Origin of the sequence: Klebsiella sp. RCJ4 (assembly GCF_009025755.1) — a bacterium.
GTDB lineage: Bacteria > Pseudomonadota > Gammaproteobacteria > Enterobacterales > Enterobacteriaceae > Klebsiella > Klebsiella michiganensis.
Genome location: NZ_WCIN01000042.1, coordinates 321972 through 337770 on the forward strand (window position 1 = coordinate 321972; position 15799 = coordinate 337770).

Sequence of the window (15799 nt, forward strand, 5' to 3'; positions counted from 1 at the left end):
CAGTGATTCTCCGGGAGCTGACTAAAATCAGTGACCGGAGGGAACGCAGGCAGCCAACGCAGAGACAGCTTGAAGGATGGAATGAATGAAAATATTGGTGGTTGGCCCGTCATGGGTGGGCGACATGATGATGTCGCAAAGTCTTTACCGTACGCTCAGGGCGCGCTATCCCCAGGCGATAATCGACGTGATGGCGCCCGCATGGTGCCGTCCGCTGCTATCGCGCATGCCGGAAGTCAACGAAGCGATCCCGATGCCGCTCGGCCACGGCGCGCTGGAAATCGGTGAACGGCGTAAGCTTGGGCACAGCCTGCGCGAACGTCGCTACGATCGCGCTTTCGTGCTGCCCAACTCGTTTAAATCGGCCCTCGTGCCGTTCTTTGCGGGAATACCGCATCGCACAGGCTGGCTCGGCGAAATGCGCTACGGCCTGCTGAACGACGCCCGTAAGCTGGATAAAGACGCCTGGCCGCTGATGGTCGAACGCTACGTCGGTCTCGCATACGACAAAGGCGTGATGCGCTGCGCGAAAGATCTGCCGCAGCCGCTTCTCTGGCCGCAGCTGCAGGTGCATGAAGGCGAAAAATCGCAGGCCTGCAGCGCTTTTAATCTCTCAGCCGAGCGCCCGATTATCGGCTTCTGCCCCGGCGCAGAGTTCGGCCCGGCAAAACGCTGGCCGCACTATCACTACGCCGAGCTGGCGAAACAGCTGATCGACGAAGGCTTTCAGATCGTACTGTTTGGCTCCGCGAAAGACCACGAAGCGGGCAATGAAATCCTCGCCACGCTCACGACCGAACAGCAGGCATGGTGCCGCAATCTGGCCGGCGAAACCCAGCTTGAGCAGGCCGTTATTCTGATCGCCGCCTGTAAAGCGGTAGTCAGCAACGATTCCGGCCTGATGCACGTCGCCGCGGCGCTGGACCGTCCGCTGGTGGCGCTCTACGGGCCCAGCAGCCCGGACTTCACTCCACCGCTGTCGCACAAAGCGCGCGTGATCCGCCTGATCAGCGGCTACCACAAAGTGCGTAAAGGCGACGCCGCCGAAGGCTATCATCAGAGTTTGATCGACATTACGCCGCAGCGCGTACTGGAAGAATTAAACGACCTGCTGCTGGAAAAAACGGAACAAGAGGAAGCCTGACGGATGCGGGTACTGATCGTAAAAACCTCGTCCATGGGCGACGTGCTGCACACGCTGCCCGCGCTGAGCGACGCCGCGCTGGCCTTTCCCGGCATTCGTTTCGACTGGGTGGTTGAAGAAGGCTTCGCGCAGATCCCTTCCTGGCATGAGAGCGTCGACCGGGTCATCCCGGTGGCGATTCGCCGCTGGCGTAAGGCGTGGTTTTCCGCGCCGATCAAAGCCGAGCGCAAGGCGTTCCGCGAGGCCGTGCGCGCGGAAAAGTACGACGCTATCATCGATGCCCAGGGGCTGGTGAAGAGCGCCGCGCTGGTCACCCGACTGGCCCGCGGCGTGAAGCACGGTATGGACTGGCAGACCGCCCGCGAGCCGCTGGCGAGCCTGTTTTACAACCGGCGTCACCATATCGCTAAACAGCAGCACGCCGTTGAGCGCACCCGCGAGCTGTTTGCGAAAAGCCTCGGCTACGCGAAGCCGGAAACCCAGGGCGACTACGCGATCGCCCGCCATTTTTTGCGTCAGGCTGACCCGTCCGCTGCGCCGTATCTGGTGTTCCTTCACGCCACGACGCGCGATGATAAACACTGGCCGGAAGAGAACTGGCGGGCGCTTATCGCCCTGCTTGCCGACAGCGGCATACGCATCAAACTGCCGTGGGGCGCCCCCCATGAAGAGGCGCGGGCCGGACGCCTGGCGGAAGGGCACGATTTTGTCGACGTCCTGCCGCGCATGAGCCTGGAGCAGGTAGCCCAGGTGCTGGCCGGCGCGCGCGGGGTCGTTTCCGTCGACACGGGGCTGAGCCACCTCACCGCCGCGCTCGATAAACCGAACTTCACGCTATACGGCCCGACCGATCCGGGGCTAATTGGCGGCTACGGTAAAAATCAGCACGTGGTGCGCCCGGAAAGCGGCAGCAGCACGGGCGATATTCCCGCGTCCCGGGTTCGGCAACTGTTGAAATCTCAGGAACTGGCTTAATGGGTTCATTATTTAAGCAGATCTATCGCTACACGCATCGACGCGCCTTTCGCCATAACGAAAATCTCTGGCCGTTTACCCATATCACGCGCGCGGCGAGCGGCGAAATCCGCACCCTGAAATACAAAGGAAAAGCGGTTCCGCTGGTCAATCTCAGCGAACTGAAGGATAGCGCTCAGGGCGAGGTGCTGCTGACCGCCACCGGCCCCTCTACGCGCCGCATCGATTTTACGCTGCTGCCGAAAAGTATTCCGGTGATGGGGGTGAACGGCGCCTGGCATCTCTCTGATAAAATTAAATTTTCGCTCTATACCATCGTGGATATGGAGTTTTACGATAAAAAACCGGACGTGATCCGTTCGGTGATTAGCCAGGCTGACATTGTGCTCTTCACCACCATGCACGGTATCGCCAAAATCCTCGACCGCCACGGCGCAGAGCTTCGCTGTCGTTTGGCATTAATTGAAGACGCCTGTTATAAAATTTATCAGCCTAAAGTCGCCAAAAATGCGATACAGCAGGCCTGGCGCGGCGTCCCCGCGCTACGCTTTCATCCGCAAAGGCAGGATATTTGCTTTAGCACCGACATTCGTCACGGCATTTTCGATGCCGGAACCGTGGTCTACTGGGCACTGCAAATTCTGATGTGGCTGGGATTTAAAACCATTCTGATAAGCGGGCTGGATATGAGTAATTTCAACCAGCCGCGATTCTACGAAACGGAACAGGATAAACTCCCCTCCTGGCTGGCAAATAAGGTGGATGACCTGGTCATGCCGTCCTTTTCGCACGCTGCCAACGTGCTGCAACAAAACCATATTCGGGTCGTCAACTTCTCGTTAGAAAGCGCGGTTCCGGAAACGATTTTCGAAAAGGTTTCTTTTGATGAGTACTTTAAAAATAAGTAATTACGCCAGACAGGGCTACACCGTTTTCTTCACTTTGTTTCTGTTTTTTAGCGCTATTTTCTGCGTATCAACCCGGACAAATAACCTCCTTCATTTATCTATTTTGCTCTTTTTGCTTTCACTGCTTAACAAAGACAATCGTCAGGCAATAGCGGAAAGCATCCGCCAGCGGTGGCCGGTTTATAGCCTGCTGGTGGTATTCTGCGTGTACTATGCGCTGAGCAATATTTGGGGGCAGACGCCGCAGCATATCGATTCCCCTCTGACCCACGGCACCTATTTAATTTTCTATCTTCTGCTGCTGACAACGCTACTTGGCCATCCCCGGACCCGACATCTGGCGCTGCTGAGCGTCGTGGCCGGGATCACAGTGCTCTCCGTCTGGACGATGGCGATCGACTTCACGCTGGTCCTCAAGGAACGCCTGGTTTCGCCAGAGAATCCCGGCCCGACCAACGTGATCGACCTGGCGGGCTATTGCGGTATCGGTATCCTTATTTGCGCGATGCTGCTGAAGGAGAAAGGCAGCCACCTGCTGTATGTGCCGATGGCCATCATGCTGGTGATGCTGTTTCTGACCCAAAGCCGCGGCCCGATTATCGCGCTGCTGGTGGCGTTTGTTTGCACCCTGCACCTGCACGTCTTTACCCGCCGCAACCTTCTGATTGTCGCCGCGTTAGCGTTGGTTCTGGGCGCGCTTTTCTTCTTTACGCCAACGGGAGACCTGCTGCTGGCGCGCTTTGAAGAGCTGGGCACCCAAAGCGGATTGCGCTTGAGTATCTGGCACCATACGCTCCAGGAAGTGGCCAGCCAGCCGTGGCTGGGTCGGGGTTTTGACTACGAGCTGAACTTTACCAACTACAGCGGCGAGCATATCACTACCACCCACAGCGTCTATCTTGGCGCACTGTTGAAAGGCGGCATAATCGGCCTGGCGCTGCTGCTGGCGGTCATTGCCGGAGGGTTATGGCAGGCATGGCGTAAACAGCAGGATGGCCGCTACGGGCTGGCGATTTTTATCTATGCGCTGATTTTTATGGCCTCGCAGGGCATGTTTATCATCAGCAACCCTCGCGAAAGCTGGCCGCTGTTTTGGCTGCCGCTGGGCATCGCGCTGAGCGGCAGCCTGAAGGCGAAACGCTAAGAGAAGGGCCCGCAGCGGGCCCTTTTTTATGCCTGCTGGCGAGCGGCGATCAGGGCATCCGCCTGCGCTTTGATCGCCGGCCAGACCGCGTCAATGGTCATGTCGGCGACGTTAGTCTCTTCGCAGACAATTTGTCTGGCCTTGTCATAACCAGGCGCCCAAATGGTATAGCCCGGCAAACCGGTATCTTTGAGTTTACGTTTGTTGTAAACCGCCACCATGGGCTTGTCGAACGCGCGAGCAATATGCACGATGGCGGTATCCGCCGTAATCACCAGATCGCAGTGGCGAACAATCTCAACCGCTGAATTAATATTGCTATCTGGCAGATGCAGCGCCGTTTCCAGATTAAGCTGACGAATTTTCTCGCTATGCCCGACCATCACGACGCTGATTTTATAAGGGAGCGTATATAAGCGTTCAATCAGAGCAGAAACCTGATGACGGCAAAAGTCTTTATCCGTTGAGGCGGTAAACGGGTTTATGGCAATACAGAGCTGACTCCCCTTGTGCTGAGCCAGCAGTGTTTTGACTCTTTCCCGCTCAAAAGCATCGCCGGGCAGATGATAGTGGTAATGAGGGTGTTCTATGCCAAATAGCCTGGCGACGGCTTTATAGCGCGCGGAAATATGGCTGCTGCTATCCAGAAAAGGGATAGAGTGATCGTAAAGCTTATATTCTTGTTTATTAAAACCGATAACGCAGCCAGGGCGTAAATCAGCCAGCAGTTTAAAACGCTCGTAGGTTTTCACGTCATCAAAATCAACGACCGCGTCAAATCCTGCCGCACGCAGTGCGTTTAACGGCATCCGCGGCTGATATAAATAAACCTGCTCAAGAAAATCCGCACCGGCAAGCATCTGCTTACAAACCGGCCCGGTAAGAACCGAAACCTTATAGCCCCGGTCAGCTAAAAGCTTTGCGCAGCCGGTCGTTACGACCATATCCCCAACTTTGTCATCCAGGCGCAATAATAAAACATGCTGAATCTTCGCGGAATTAAAGGGCTGGCGTGCGCTTTTATTTCTGTAACGATAGTTAATTAAATTAAACTTAATTTCGCGGAAGAAGGCATTTTTCTTCCGCGTAAACTGCTTCACGATACGCATACGGTACCTGGTTGTGATCTTTTATCGCTGTGTGAGTTTCTGTTGGTAGTACTCCGCCAACGTCATTCCCTTCACCTGCGGCGCCAGCCAGCTGAAAAAAGCGTCCAGATCGGCATATAAGCGCTCGATATCCTGCTCGTTTTTAAACGTTGGGCTGCCGCCGGGCATGTACTCTGAAGAGTGGAGCATATATTCGACGTAGTCATTACCCTGAGTCAACGTTTGTTCGACCACTTTTTTCATCGTCTCAACGTTGCCGCCCATCGGACGCAGCCAGTGTACCGACGGCGAGCGTACTTTGCCGCGCAGGCGATCGTAGCCCTGCTTCAGGCTATTCATCCACGCGGAATGCTTGTACTGAATGCTCATCGGCACTTCCAGCAGCGATGATTGCCCTTCACGACGGATATCATTCTCGTCAAGAAAATAGGCGTGCTGCGGGAAATCACGGTAATCGGTACCGCCGTCGCCCTGCGGCGCGCCTTTCGCCGTCTTCCAGTTCACCCTCGGGGTAACCGAGCAATCCACCAGATAGCCATACTCCACCAGCAGACGCGCGTAGCGCTCGTCAAACGCCCAGCGCCCGGCGCGATGGCTGACCATTTTGGTCTGGAAGGTATCCTCCAGCAGACGGGTCATATAGTCGACTTTTGCCCGCATCGCCGCATCGCTGTACTCGATCAAATACGGTTTATGTCGCCAGTCGTCATCGGTGAGCGGATCGGTCGGCGGGCTGTTCCACGCGTGGAGATGCATACCGATTTCCGCGGTTCCCCGGGCGATCGCATCTTTGGCAAATTCGATATAAACCGGGTCGATGGCCATTTCATAGTTGGTCAACCAGACCGGTTTAAAACCATACTTTTCGCAAAGCTGCTGAAAACGCGGTAGATAGCGCGCATTCTCGGTGGTGATGCTGTCATGTTTTTGCCAGAGGTTATCACCCTCTGTATCAATCGTGATGAGAAATGCGGGTTTGTGCACGAAAACGTCCTCAGGCCATACGTATCGGGTCATGGTAGAGCAAGACAAGGCTTCTCTCAATCTATCTGATCCCCTAGAATCGGAGCCCTGCCCCTGAATGAAGAATAGAGAATGACGCCTGAAACCCGCACTTCCGGCCGCGTGAACCCGGCGCGAATCCTGGTTATTAAGCTTCGCCATCATGGCGATATGTTATTGATAACGCCGCTTATTCACGCGCTTAAGCAGCAATATCCCGCCGCCTGCGTGGATGTGCTGCTTTATGAAGAAACCCGGGATATGCTCGCAGCGAATACCGATATCCGCCACATTTACGGCATTGACCGGCGCTGGAAAAAACAGGGCGCCGGCCATCAGCTGAAGATGGAGTGGCGGCTGATTCGCACGCTCCGCCAGCAGCGCTACGATATGGTGCTCAATCTTGCCGATCAGTGGCCCAGCGCGATCATCACCAAACTGACCGGGGCTGCCATCCGTATCGGCTTTGACTTTCCGAAGCGTCGCCACCCGGCCTGGCGTTTTTGCCATACCGCCCTCGCCTCAACCGAGCGGCATAACCAGCTGCATACCGTGCAGCAGAATCTGTCGATTCTGGCGCCGCTTGGGCTGGATATTGCTGACGCGCCGGCGACGATGGGCTACAGCGAGCAGGACTGGCGCGCCAGCCGCGCGCTGCTGCCGGCAGGATTTCAGGATAACTATATCGTCATTCAGCCAACCTCCCGCTGGTTCTTTAAGTGCTGGCGCGAAGGGCGGATGAGCGCCCTGATAAACGCGCTTTCTGAAGCAGGCTACCCGGTCGTGCTGACCTCCGGCCCTGACGCCAGAGAGAAGCAGATGATCGACACCATTATGGCGGGCTGCCCCAATGCTCGCCTGCACTCCCTCGCCGGGCTGCTCACCCTGCGCCAGCTGGCGTCCGTCATCGACCATGCCCGCCTGTTTATCGGCGTCGACTCCGTGCCGATGCATATGGCCGCCGCGCTCGGTACGCCGCTGGTGGCGCTATTCGGCCCCTCCAAGCTCACCTTCTGGCGTCCATGGCAGGCGCAGGGCGAGGTGATTTGGGCGGGTGATTTCGGATCGATTCCCGATCCTGACGACATTGATACCAACACCAACGAACGCTTTCTCGATTTAATCCCCACCGACGCGGTTATCGCGGCGGCGAAAAAGGTACTGGCATGAGTAAATTCAGGCTGGCTCTGGTACGCCAGAAGTATCGCCCGGACGGCGGCGCGGAGCGCTTTGTCTCCCGCGCGCTGGAAGCCCTCGACGACAGCGATCTTGAACTGAACGTCATCACCCGCGAATGGCAGGGGCCGGTGAAGCCCGAGTGGAACATCCACATCTGCAATCCGCGCAAATGGGGGCGGATCAGCCGCGAGCGAGGATTTGCCGACGCCGCCCGCCAGCTATGGCAGCGCGAAGCCTTCGATCTGGTGCAAAGCCACGAGCGTATCCCCGGCTGCGACCTGTACCGCGCCGGAGACGGCGTGCACCGCCGCTGGCTGCAGCAGCGCTCGCGCATTTTGCCCGGCTGGAAAAGCCGCCTGCTGTTTGCCGACCGCTACCATCGCTATGTGATGCAGGCCGAGCGCGACATGTACCAGGACGCGCACCTGCGCGGCGTTATCTGCAACGCGGAGATGATTAAACGCGAGATTATTGAAGACTTCGGCCTGCCGGCGGAAAAAATCCACGTTATCTATAACGCTATCGATAACCAGCGTTTTCTGCCGCCGACGGAAGAAGCCTTTGTCGCGCTGCGCGCCAAATGGAATCTGCCGCGCCAGGCGACCTGCCTGATCTACGTCGGCTCCGGCTTTGAGCGCAAGGGACTGGATGCGGCGATCCGCGCCATCGCGCCGACCAACCGCTACCTGCTGGTGGTGGGCAAAGATAAAGAGCAGGGCCGCTATCAGCAGCTGGCGAAAACGCTGAACTGCGAGGAGCGGGTGCGCTTCTTCGGCATGCAATCGGAAACCCTGCCGTTCTATCAGATGGCCGACGGCCTGCTGCTGCCGACGCTGTACGATCCGTTTCCCAACGTCATTCTCGAAGCGATGGCCTGCGGCCTGCCGGTGATTACGACTACCGGCTGCGGCGGCGCGGAGTTTATTGTTCAGGGCAGCAATGGCTACGTTTGCGATGCGCTGGATATCCCGGCCCTGCAGGAGTCGGTTATCGCCCTGCCCGCCCGGGCGTTAGGCTCTGCGCAAGGCGAACGCGCCCGCGAGCGCATCATGACCTGCACCAGCGAACGTCTCTCGGCGCAGCTGCTCTCCCTCTATCAGGATTTGGTGAAATAACGATGCGCATACTGTTTGTTATCGACGGCCTGCCCGGCGGCGGCGCGGAAAAAGTCGTGCTGACGCTGGCAGCGCATTTTCTCAGCCAGGGTGAACAGGTATCGCTTTTTTCCCTGCGCGACGTCTGCGATTATCCGCTGCCGGAAGGGCTGGATTATCAGGTCATCGCCGATCGCTGCCGCAAGCCGTGGCGCAAGCTGACGGAGCTGTCCCGGCGCGCGCGCCAGCTTGATGCGGCAATTGAGAAAGCAGAACGGCAGGGCCGTTTCGATCTGGTGCTCTCGAATCTGCATAAAACCGACCGCATTGTCTCCCGCAGCCGCCTGCTGAACGGACGCAACGTCTGGTTTTGCCTGCACGGCGTGTTCTCCGCGTCCTATCTCGGACACCGCAGCGGTTTTGACCGCTGGCTGAAACAGCAGAAAATCGGGCGCGTTTACCAGGGACGTAACGTCGTCGCCGTCTCCGATGCGGTAGGTCAAGACCTGGTCGAGCAGTTCGCCATTCGCCCGGCCCAGCTTAAAACCATCTATAACCCGTTTGATATCCCCGCTCTGCGCGCCGCGGCTGAAGAGCCCAGCCAGCGCCCCGACGGCGACTATATTATCCACGTGGGCCGCTTTCATCCCGGTAAACGCCACGACCGCCTGATTGAGGCGTATGCGCAAAGCGGTATCGATGCGCCGCTGGTGCTGCTGGGGCAGGGAAAACCGGAACAAGAACAGCGCCTGCGCCAGCTGGCGCAGCAGCTACAGGTTGCCGATCGCGTCCTGTTTAAGGGCTTCCAGAAAAACCCGCTGCCGTGGATTAAAGGCGCGCGGATGCTGGTCCTCAGCTCCGATAGCGAAGGCTTTGGCAACGTGGTGGTTGAGGCGCTGCTGCTGGATACGCCGGTCGCCAGCACCCGCTGCCCGGGCGGCGTGACCGAGATCCTCACCGGCGAGCTGTCGCGTGGCCTGGCGGATCTCAACAGCCCGGCGCTGGCTCAGACGATGCAAAGCATTTACCATAGCCCGCCGGCCATCGACGCAGCGGCGCTGGAGAAGTTCAGCGTGGCATCGATTTGTCAGCAGTATCGTCAGCTGCGCAGCGCCTGACGCCGTTATTCAACCAGGATCGAATGAGTTATGAGTCAAACGCCTTTACTAAGCATCGTAGCCGCCGTCTATAACGGCGAAAAATTCCTTGCGCAATTCTTTGAGTGCCTTGAGCAACAGCAGCTGGAAAGCTATGAACTGATCCTGGTGAACGACGGGTCGACGGACGACAGCCTTGCGGTTATCGACCAGTGGAAAGACCGCCTGCAAAACGTGCTCGTGCTGGAGCAGGAAAACCAGGGCGTGTCGGTGGCGCGCAATACCGGCCTCGCCGCGGCGACGGGTAAGTACCTGACCTTCCCGGATATCGACGATAAGCTTTACCCGGGCATGTACCGTACGCTTCTGGAGATGGCGGAAAAGGGCAATCTAGACGTCGCCACCTGCAACGGCCGCTACGTCTACGAGACGAAAAAAGATATCCATCCTATTTTTCCGCTGGACCGGCTGCAGTCGACCGGCGTTTTGCCCGGCCACGTCTGGTTAAAGCAGGCGCTGGATTCTCGTAAGTTCCTGCATGTCACCTGGCTGAATATCTACCGCCGGGAGTTTATCGCCAGCCACCGCTTCCACTTTGAGCCTGGCCTGCGCCATCAGGATATTCCCTGGACCACCGAAGTGCTGCTGGCGGCAGAACGCGTGCAGTACACCAGCGAGCAGTTCTACGATTACTATATTCACTCGGAATCGGTGTCGCATAAGCCGGACAACGACGACACGCTGATGCGTTCAGCGCGCCACTATATGAAGATTCTTGAGATGCTGGACGCCATCAACCAGCGTTATCCGGACAAGGTTCGCGATATTTCCGCCTGCCGCTGGCAGATCGCCAAAGAGGGGCTGGGAATTATTCATACCTTCGATAGCATGAAAGATGAGTCAAAAAAGCATATTATCATTAAAGAGTTCTTTGACCGCGGTATCTGGCGCCTGATCTGGAAAAACGCCCGTACGTTCCGTCTACGCTGGCGTCTTGGACGCCGCTATCTGCGCATCAAGCGCTATCGCGACGCGGCTTAATACTGAATCCCTTAGTTTCCGCCAAAGAGATAGCTTTACGCGGGTTAAATGCTTAGAATTTGCCCGCAAAAACATAAATACGGATAAATCGCTTGGAATTGCTTTATACCGCCCTACTTTACCTCATTCAGCCGCTGGTGTGGCTGCGACTGCTGTTACGCAGCCGTAAGGCCCCTGCCTATCGTAAACGCTGGAAGGAACGTTATGGCTTCTGCCAGAACAAGGTAGAACCGGGTGGCATCCTGCTGCATTCCGTTTCCGTAGGTGAAACGCTGGCGGCGATTCCGCTGGTGCGCGCGCTACGCCACCGTTACCCCTATCTGCCGATCACCGTCACCACCATGACGCCAACCGGCTCTGAACGCGCCATGTCCGCTTTCGGCAAAGACGTGCATCACGTCTATCTGCCTTACGATCTGCCCGGCGCGATGAACCGTTTCTTCAATACCGTTCAGCCGAAGCTGGTTATCGTCATGGAAACCGAACTGTGGCCGAACATGGTCGCCACGCTGCACAAGCGTAAAATCCCGCTGGTAATCGCCAACGCCCGCCTCTCCGAACGCTCGGCGAAAGGCTATGCCAAACTGGGGAAATTTATGCGTCGGCTGCTGAGCCGCATTACCCTTATCGCCGCGCAGAATGAAGAAGACGCCAGCCGCTTTATCGCTCTTGGCCTGAAACGCAATCAGCTGGCGGTCACCGGCAGCCTGAAGTTTGATATTTCGGTCACGCCGGAGCTGGCGGCTCGCGCCATCACCCTGCGCCGCCAGTGGGCGCCGCACCGCCAGGTATGGATTGCCACCAGCACCCACGACGGCGAAGAACAAATTATTCTTCAGGCGCATAAGCAGCTGCTGGAGCGTTTCCCCAACCTGCTGCTGATCCTTGTCCCTCGCCATCCGGAGCGCTTCGGCGACGCCCGCGAGATGGTGCAGAAAGCGGGAATGAGCTACACCCTGCGCAGCACCGGCGAAATCCCGTCTAACAGTACCCAGGTGGTGATTGGCGATACCATGGGCGAGCTGATGCTGCTGTACGGTATTGCCGACCTCGCGTTTGTCGGCGGTAGCCTGGTGGAGCGCGGCGGCCATAACCCGCTGGAGCCCGCCGCCCATGCGATACCGGTACTGATGGGTCCGCACACGTTCAACTTCAAAGATATCTGCGCCAAGCTGCAGCAGGACGATGGACTGATTACCGTCACCGACGCCGACTCGCTGGTAACGCAGGTGTCTAACCTGCTGACCGATGAAGATTACCGTCTGTGGTACGGTCGCCATGCGGTGGAAGTTCTGCACCAAAACCAGGGCGCGCTCTCCCGTCTGCTACAGTTATTGCAACCCTATCTGCCGCAGCGGAGCCACTAATGTCGCCTCGACTCTCGGTCGTGATGATCGCCAAAAACGCGGCGGATCTGCTGCCTGATTGTCTGGCGTCGGTAAGCTGGGCCGATGAGATAGTGCTGCTGGATTCCGGCAGCAGCGACAACACCGTCGAACTCGCCCGTAGCCAGGGCGTTCAGGTGCATGTCAATCGCGACTGGCAGGGCTACGGTATTCAGCGCCAGCGCGCTCAGGCCTACGCCACCGGCGACTACGTGCTGATGATCGATACCGACGAGCGCGTCACTCCGGAGCTTGCGCAGTCTATCCGCAGCGTGCTGGCCGCGCCGCAAACCGGCGCGATATACAGCATCGCCCGGCGCAACTATTTCCTTGGCCGCTTTATGCGCCACAGCGGCTGGTACCCCGACCGCGTGATGCGCCTGTACGAACGCGACCGTTACCGCTATAACGATAATCTGGTCCACGAATCTCTCGACGCCCAGGGCGCGCGGGTTATCGAACTCGCGGGCGACCTGCTGCATCTGACCTGCCGTGATTTCTCCGGCTTTCAGCAAAAGCAGCTGGCCTACGCCGCCGCCTGGGCGCAGGAGCGCCATCAGAGAGGCAAAAAGACCTCGCTGGCCGCTATCTTCGGCCATACGCTGGGCGCCTTTGTGAAAACGCTGCTGCTGCGCGGGGGCATTCTGGATGGGAAACAAGGTTGGCTGCTGGCGGTGGTCAACGCGCAATACACGTTTAATAAATACACCGAGCTGTGGGCCCTGAGCCGCGGCTACTCGGAGAAAGTGTGATTATGAGCACAAAAGCGATCTATCCGGGAACCTTCGACCCTATCACCAACGGCCATATCGATATCGTCACCCGCGCGGCCAGCATGTTCGATAAGGTGCTGCTGGCTATCGCCGCCAGCCCGAGCAAAAAGCCGATGTTCACTCTCGACGAGCGCATCGCGCTGGCCACCCAGGCAACGGCGCATCTGGTCAACGTTGAGGTTATTGGCTTCAGCGATTTAATGGCCAATTTTGCCCGCGCACAGCAGGCGAACATTTTAATTCGCGGCCTGCGGGCGGTGGCGGATTTTGAATATGAGATGCAGCTGGCGCATATGAACCGTCATTTGATGCCGACGCTGGAGAGCGTGTTTCTGATGCCGTGCAAAGAGTGGTCGTTTATCTCCTCTTCGCTGGTGAAAGAAGTGGCGCGCCACCAGGGCGACGTCTCTCACTTTCTGCCGGCAAACGTTCACCAGGCGCTGCTGAAGAAGCTGTAATCCTGCGCCATCGGGGCTCTTCCCGGAGGCGATGCTGCGCATCTGTCCGGGCTACCGGACCAAGCGCAGCCCTGTAGCCCGGCTAAGCGCAGCGCAAGCCGGGTTCACGGCAACCCCCGCACTTTACTTCTGGCACTGGCGACAATAAAACGTCGCCCGCTGGGCGTGTTTACTGCCGATAACCAGCGTCCCGCAAATGCGGCACGGCTCGCCCTTGCGGCCATACACCTGCAGCTCCTGGGCAAAGTAGCCCGGTTTACCGTCGCTTTGCAGGAAATCTTTCAGCGTCGTCCCACCCTGTTCGATAGAGCGCAGCAGGACCAGCTTAATCACTTTCACCAGCTGCTCGCACTCCTCGCGCGACAGTGAAGAGGCCAGCCTGTCGGGGTGAATGCCCGCCGAAAAGAGCGATTCGCTGGCGTAGATATTGCCCACCCCGACCACCAGCTTATTATCCATTAGCCAGGGCTTAATCGCGGTTTTTTTCTTCGCGCACTTCGCCTGCAGATAATCGGCGTTGAACTCATCGCTCAGCGGCTCCGGCCCCAGATGCGCCAGCACCGGATGCCCTTCCAGCGCTTTGGTCCACAGCCAGGCGCCAAAACGACGCGGGTCGGTATAGCGCAGCACCTTGCCGTTACTCATCACCAGGTCCACGTGATCGTGTTTTTCCGCGGGCAGCTCTTCGCTCAGGATACGCAGGCTTCCCGACATCCCAAGGTGGACGATAATCCAGCCGTCGGGCAGTTCCAGCAGCAGATATTTAGCGCGGCGGCGTACGCTGAACACCGGAACGTCGCTCAGACGATAGATCTCTTCGGAGACCGGCCAACGCAGGCGCCCGTTGCGCACAACGGCGTGCAGGATGGTGGCTCCCACCAGGTGCGGCTCAATGCCGCGGCGGCTGGTTTCTACTTCAGGTAATTCAGGCATTCTTTTCTCGAACAAAAACGGCAGGATGCACTATCTTACCGCGTTCAGCGACGAGGTTCAGGGCAATTATTGTTCAGCATGCTCTTCCGCCTGGCGCAGGGGGTAAACGTTCGCCAGCGCCAACGGTGTAGACGGTAGCGTAGTCTTGATAACAAAAAACCCCGCCGAGGCGGGGTTTTTCTTTACAAGGAATCTAAAATTATTTGATTTTAGCTTCTTTGTATAAAACGTGCTGACGGACAACTGGATCGAACTTTTTCAGTTCCAGTTTTTCCGGCTTAGTACGTTTGTTCTTCGTGGTGGTATAGAAGTGACCAGTACCAGCAGAAGAAACCAGCTTGATTTTCTCACGAATACCTTTAGCCATGACTTATTTCCTCTAAGTACTTAGTACTTTTCGCCACGGGCACGCAGTTCGGACAGAACTGTATCGATGCCTTTCTTATCAATAACACGCATACCTTTAGCAGATACGCGCAGGGTGACAAAACGCTTCTCGCTCTCAACCCAGAAACGGTGAGAGTGCAGGTTCGGCAGGAAACGGCGTTTAGTCGCGTTCAGTGCGTGGGAACGGTTGTTACCGGTCACCGGACGCTTGCCAGTAACTTGGCAGACTCGGGACATGTCTATTCTCCAAAAATCAAATTAGCTCGAGCTTCGTATGGGGTATTGGCGCCTCGTCAGGCTTTACAGCCCGGTCATCGCAGTTCTAAGCGAACTCTCGATTGCCAGGCCCAAATGCCAAACCCGAGATTCTCAAAGGTGGCGTAGTATACGCTGACTCGGCGATGTGCTCAAGTCCCGAACAGACAAAGATCCCGATGGATCGCGCGATCGGGGCTAAATCCAGCCGCGTTCAGCAAAAGATACGTACGCTCCGCGGCCAATAACAAGGTGATCCAGCACACGTATATCCATGAATCGACAACATTTTATCACTCTTTCGGTAATCAACCTGTCGGCCTTGCTCGGCTCAGGACTACCGGATGGATGATTATGTGCCAGGATCACCGCGGCGGCGTTCACTTTGATGGCTTCGCGTACGATTTCTCGCGGATGCACCTCAACGTGGCTAAGAGTACCAGAAAAAAGGCGGCTATGTTTCAATACCCGGTTCTGATTATCTAAAAAGATCACCATGAAGATCTCACGCTCTTCGTCGGCCAGCTGGCTTTGCAGAAATTCCCGCGTCATCGACGGGGTAACCAGAGAGGGTTCTTCCGTCATTCGCAGGCTAAAATAGCGTCGCGCCAGTTCAGCAATCCCTTTTAGCTGCGCATATTTCGCCAGACCAATGCCTTCCACCTCAGCAAACTGCGACTCCTCCGCCGATAGCAGACCGTAAAGCGAGCCAAAACGCTGTAGCAGCTCCCGCGAAAATGTCATCACGTCCTGCGTGCGGGTACCGGTACGTAAAAATAGCGCCAACAGCTCAATATCCGACAAAACTTCGATACCGTAGCGCTGCATCTTTTCCCTCGGCATCAGGGATTCTTGTATTTCCATCGCGGCATCTCCTTCCCACTGCGCGCTATCCTGGCACAGCCTTTTTGCGCC

General features: G+C 57.3%; 17 protein-coding genes. 11 read left to right on the forward strand and 6 right to left on the reverse strand.

The window, feature by feature from the left end; all coding sequences use genetic code 11:
- The first annotated feature begins 85 nt into the window (after positions 1-85).
- From rfaF to F8562_RS22325, 4 genes are read left to right on the forward strand one after another with little or no spacing between them, the layout of a single operon-like run.
- Entirely contained in the window at positions 86-1144 is a 1059-nt protein-coding gene (gene rfaF / locus F8562_RS22310) for an ADP-heptose--LPS heptosyltransferase RfaF (protein WP_094909489.1), read from the forward strand.
- A 3-nt stretch (positions 1145-1147) separates the two neighbouring features.
- The gene (gene rfaC / locus F8562_RS22315) at positions 1148-2119 is read left to right on the forward strand and encodes a lipopolysaccharide heptosyltransferase RfaC (RefSeq protein WP_009652757.1); all 972 of its coding nucleotides are present in this window, start codon (positions 1148-1150) and stop codon (positions 2117-2119) included.
- Complete coding sequence (locus F8562_RS22320) at positions 2119-3027, forward strand: sugar glycosyltransferase (RefSeq protein ID WP_014839787.1); 909 nt, start codon at positions 2119-2121, stop codon at positions 3025-3027. The genes rfaC and F8562_RS22320 overlap by 1 nt, the downstream gene beginning before the upstream one ends.
- The gene (locus F8562_RS22325) at positions 3005-4171 is read left to right on the forward strand and encodes an O-antigen ligase family protein (RefSeq protein ID WP_014839788.1); all 1167 of its coding nucleotides are present in this window, start codon (positions 3005-3007) and stop codon (positions 4169-4171) included. Before F8562_RS22320 ends, F8562_RS22325 begins: the two co-directional genes overlap by 23 nt.
- 26 nt (positions 4172-4197) lie before the next feature.
- Here F8562_RS22325 and F8562_RS22330 read toward each other — a convergent pair whose 3' ends face one another.
- Both F8562_RS22330 and F8562_RS22335 read right to left on the reverse strand, forming a co-directional pair.
- Complete coding sequence (locus F8562_RS22330; protein WP_014227243.1) at positions 4198-5280, reverse strand: glycosyltransferase family 9 protein; 1083 nt, start codon at positions 5278-5280, stop codon at positions 4198-4200.
- Between the two features lie 21 nt (positions 5281-5301).
- Complete coding sequence (locus F8562_RS22335; RefSeq protein ID WP_014227244.1) at positions 5302-6264, reverse strand: polysaccharide deacetylase family protein; 963 nt, start codon at positions 6262-6264, stop codon at positions 5302-5304.
- A 111-nt stretch (positions 6265-6375) separates the two neighbouring features.
- On the opposite strand from F8562_RS22335, the gene rfaQ reads away from it, so the two are divergent.
- From rfaQ to coaD, 7 genes are all read left to right on the forward strand, one after another.
- Entirely contained in the window at positions 6376-7452 is a 1077-nt protein-coding gene (gene rfaQ, locus F8562_RS22340; RefSeq protein ID WP_014839789.1) for a putative lipopolysaccharide heptosyltransferase III, read from the forward strand.
- A complete protein-coding gene (locus tag F8562_RS22345; RefSeq protein WP_014227246.1) occupies positions 7449-8576 on the forward strand; it encodes a glycosyltransferase family 4 protein in 1128 nt (375 codons plus the stop codon). Before rfaQ ends, F8562_RS22345 begins: the two co-directional genes overlap by 4 nt.
- 2 nt (positions 8577-8578) lie before the next feature.
- A complete protein-coding gene (locus tag F8562_RS22350; protein WP_014839790.1) occupies positions 8579-9673 on the forward strand; it encodes a glycosyltransferase in 1095 nt (364 codons plus the stop codon).
- 30 nt (positions 9674-9703) lie between these two features.
- Positions 9704-10693: a glycosyltransferase gene (locus tag F8562_RS22355; RefSeq protein WP_014839791.1), complete on the forward strand. Its 990-nt coding sequence runs from the start codon at positions 9704-9706 to the stop codon at positions 10691-10693.
- A gap of 92 nt (positions 10694-10785) precedes the next feature.
- Positions 10786-12060: a lipid IV(A) 3-deoxy-D-manno-octulosonic acid transferase gene (waaA, locus tag F8562_RS22360; protein WP_014227249.1), complete on the forward strand. Its 1275-nt coding sequence runs from the start codon at positions 10786-10788 to the stop codon at positions 12058-12060.
- Positions 12060-12830 carry a glycosyltransferase family 2 protein gene (locus F8562_RS22365; RefSeq protein ID WP_014227250.1) on the forward strand — a complete coding sequence of 257 codons (771 nt, stop codon included), beginning with the start codon at positions 12060-12062 and terminating at the stop codon, positions 12828-12830. Before waaA ends, F8562_RS22365 begins: the two co-directional genes overlap by 1 nt.
- A gap of 2 nt (positions 12831-12832) precedes the next feature.
- Entirely contained in the window at positions 12833-13309 is a 477-nt protein-coding gene (gene coaD / locus F8562_RS22370; protein WP_004106901.1) for a pantetheine-phosphate adenylyltransferase, read from the forward strand.
- Between the two features lie 123 nt (positions 13310-13432).
- Here the strand turns inward: coaD and mutM are convergent, their stop codons facing one another.
- The 4 genes from mutM to radC all read right to left on the reverse strand — a co-directional run bounded on the left by mutM (position 13433) and on the right by radC (position 15748).
- A complete protein-coding gene (gene mutM / locus F8562_RS22375) occupies positions 13433-14242 on the reverse strand; it encodes a bifunctional DNA-formamidopyrimidine glycosylase/DNA-(apurinic or apyrimidinic site) lyase (RefSeq protein ID WP_014839792.1) in 810 nt (269 codons plus the stop codon).
- A 199-nt stretch (positions 14243-14441) separates the two neighbouring features.
- Positions 14442-14609, reverse strand: a complete 168-nt coding sequence (rpmG, locus tag F8562_RS22380) for a 50S ribosomal protein L33 (protein ID WP_003024094.1) — start codon at positions 14607-14609, stop codon at positions 14442-14444.
- Positions 14610-14629: 20 nt separating this feature from the next.
- On the reverse strand, positions 14630-14866 hold the full coding sequence (rpmB, locus tag F8562_RS22385; RefSeq protein ID WP_002436699.1) for a 50S ribosomal protein L28: 237 nt from the start codon (positions 14864-14866) through the stop codon (positions 14630-14632).
- Between the two features lie 216 nt (positions 14867-15082).
- Complete coding sequence (gene radC / locus F8562_RS22390; protein WP_004126657.1) at positions 15083-15748, reverse strand: RadC family protein; 666 nt, start codon at positions 15746-15748, stop codon at positions 15083-15085.
- Positions 15749-15799: the final 51 nt, after the last annotated feature.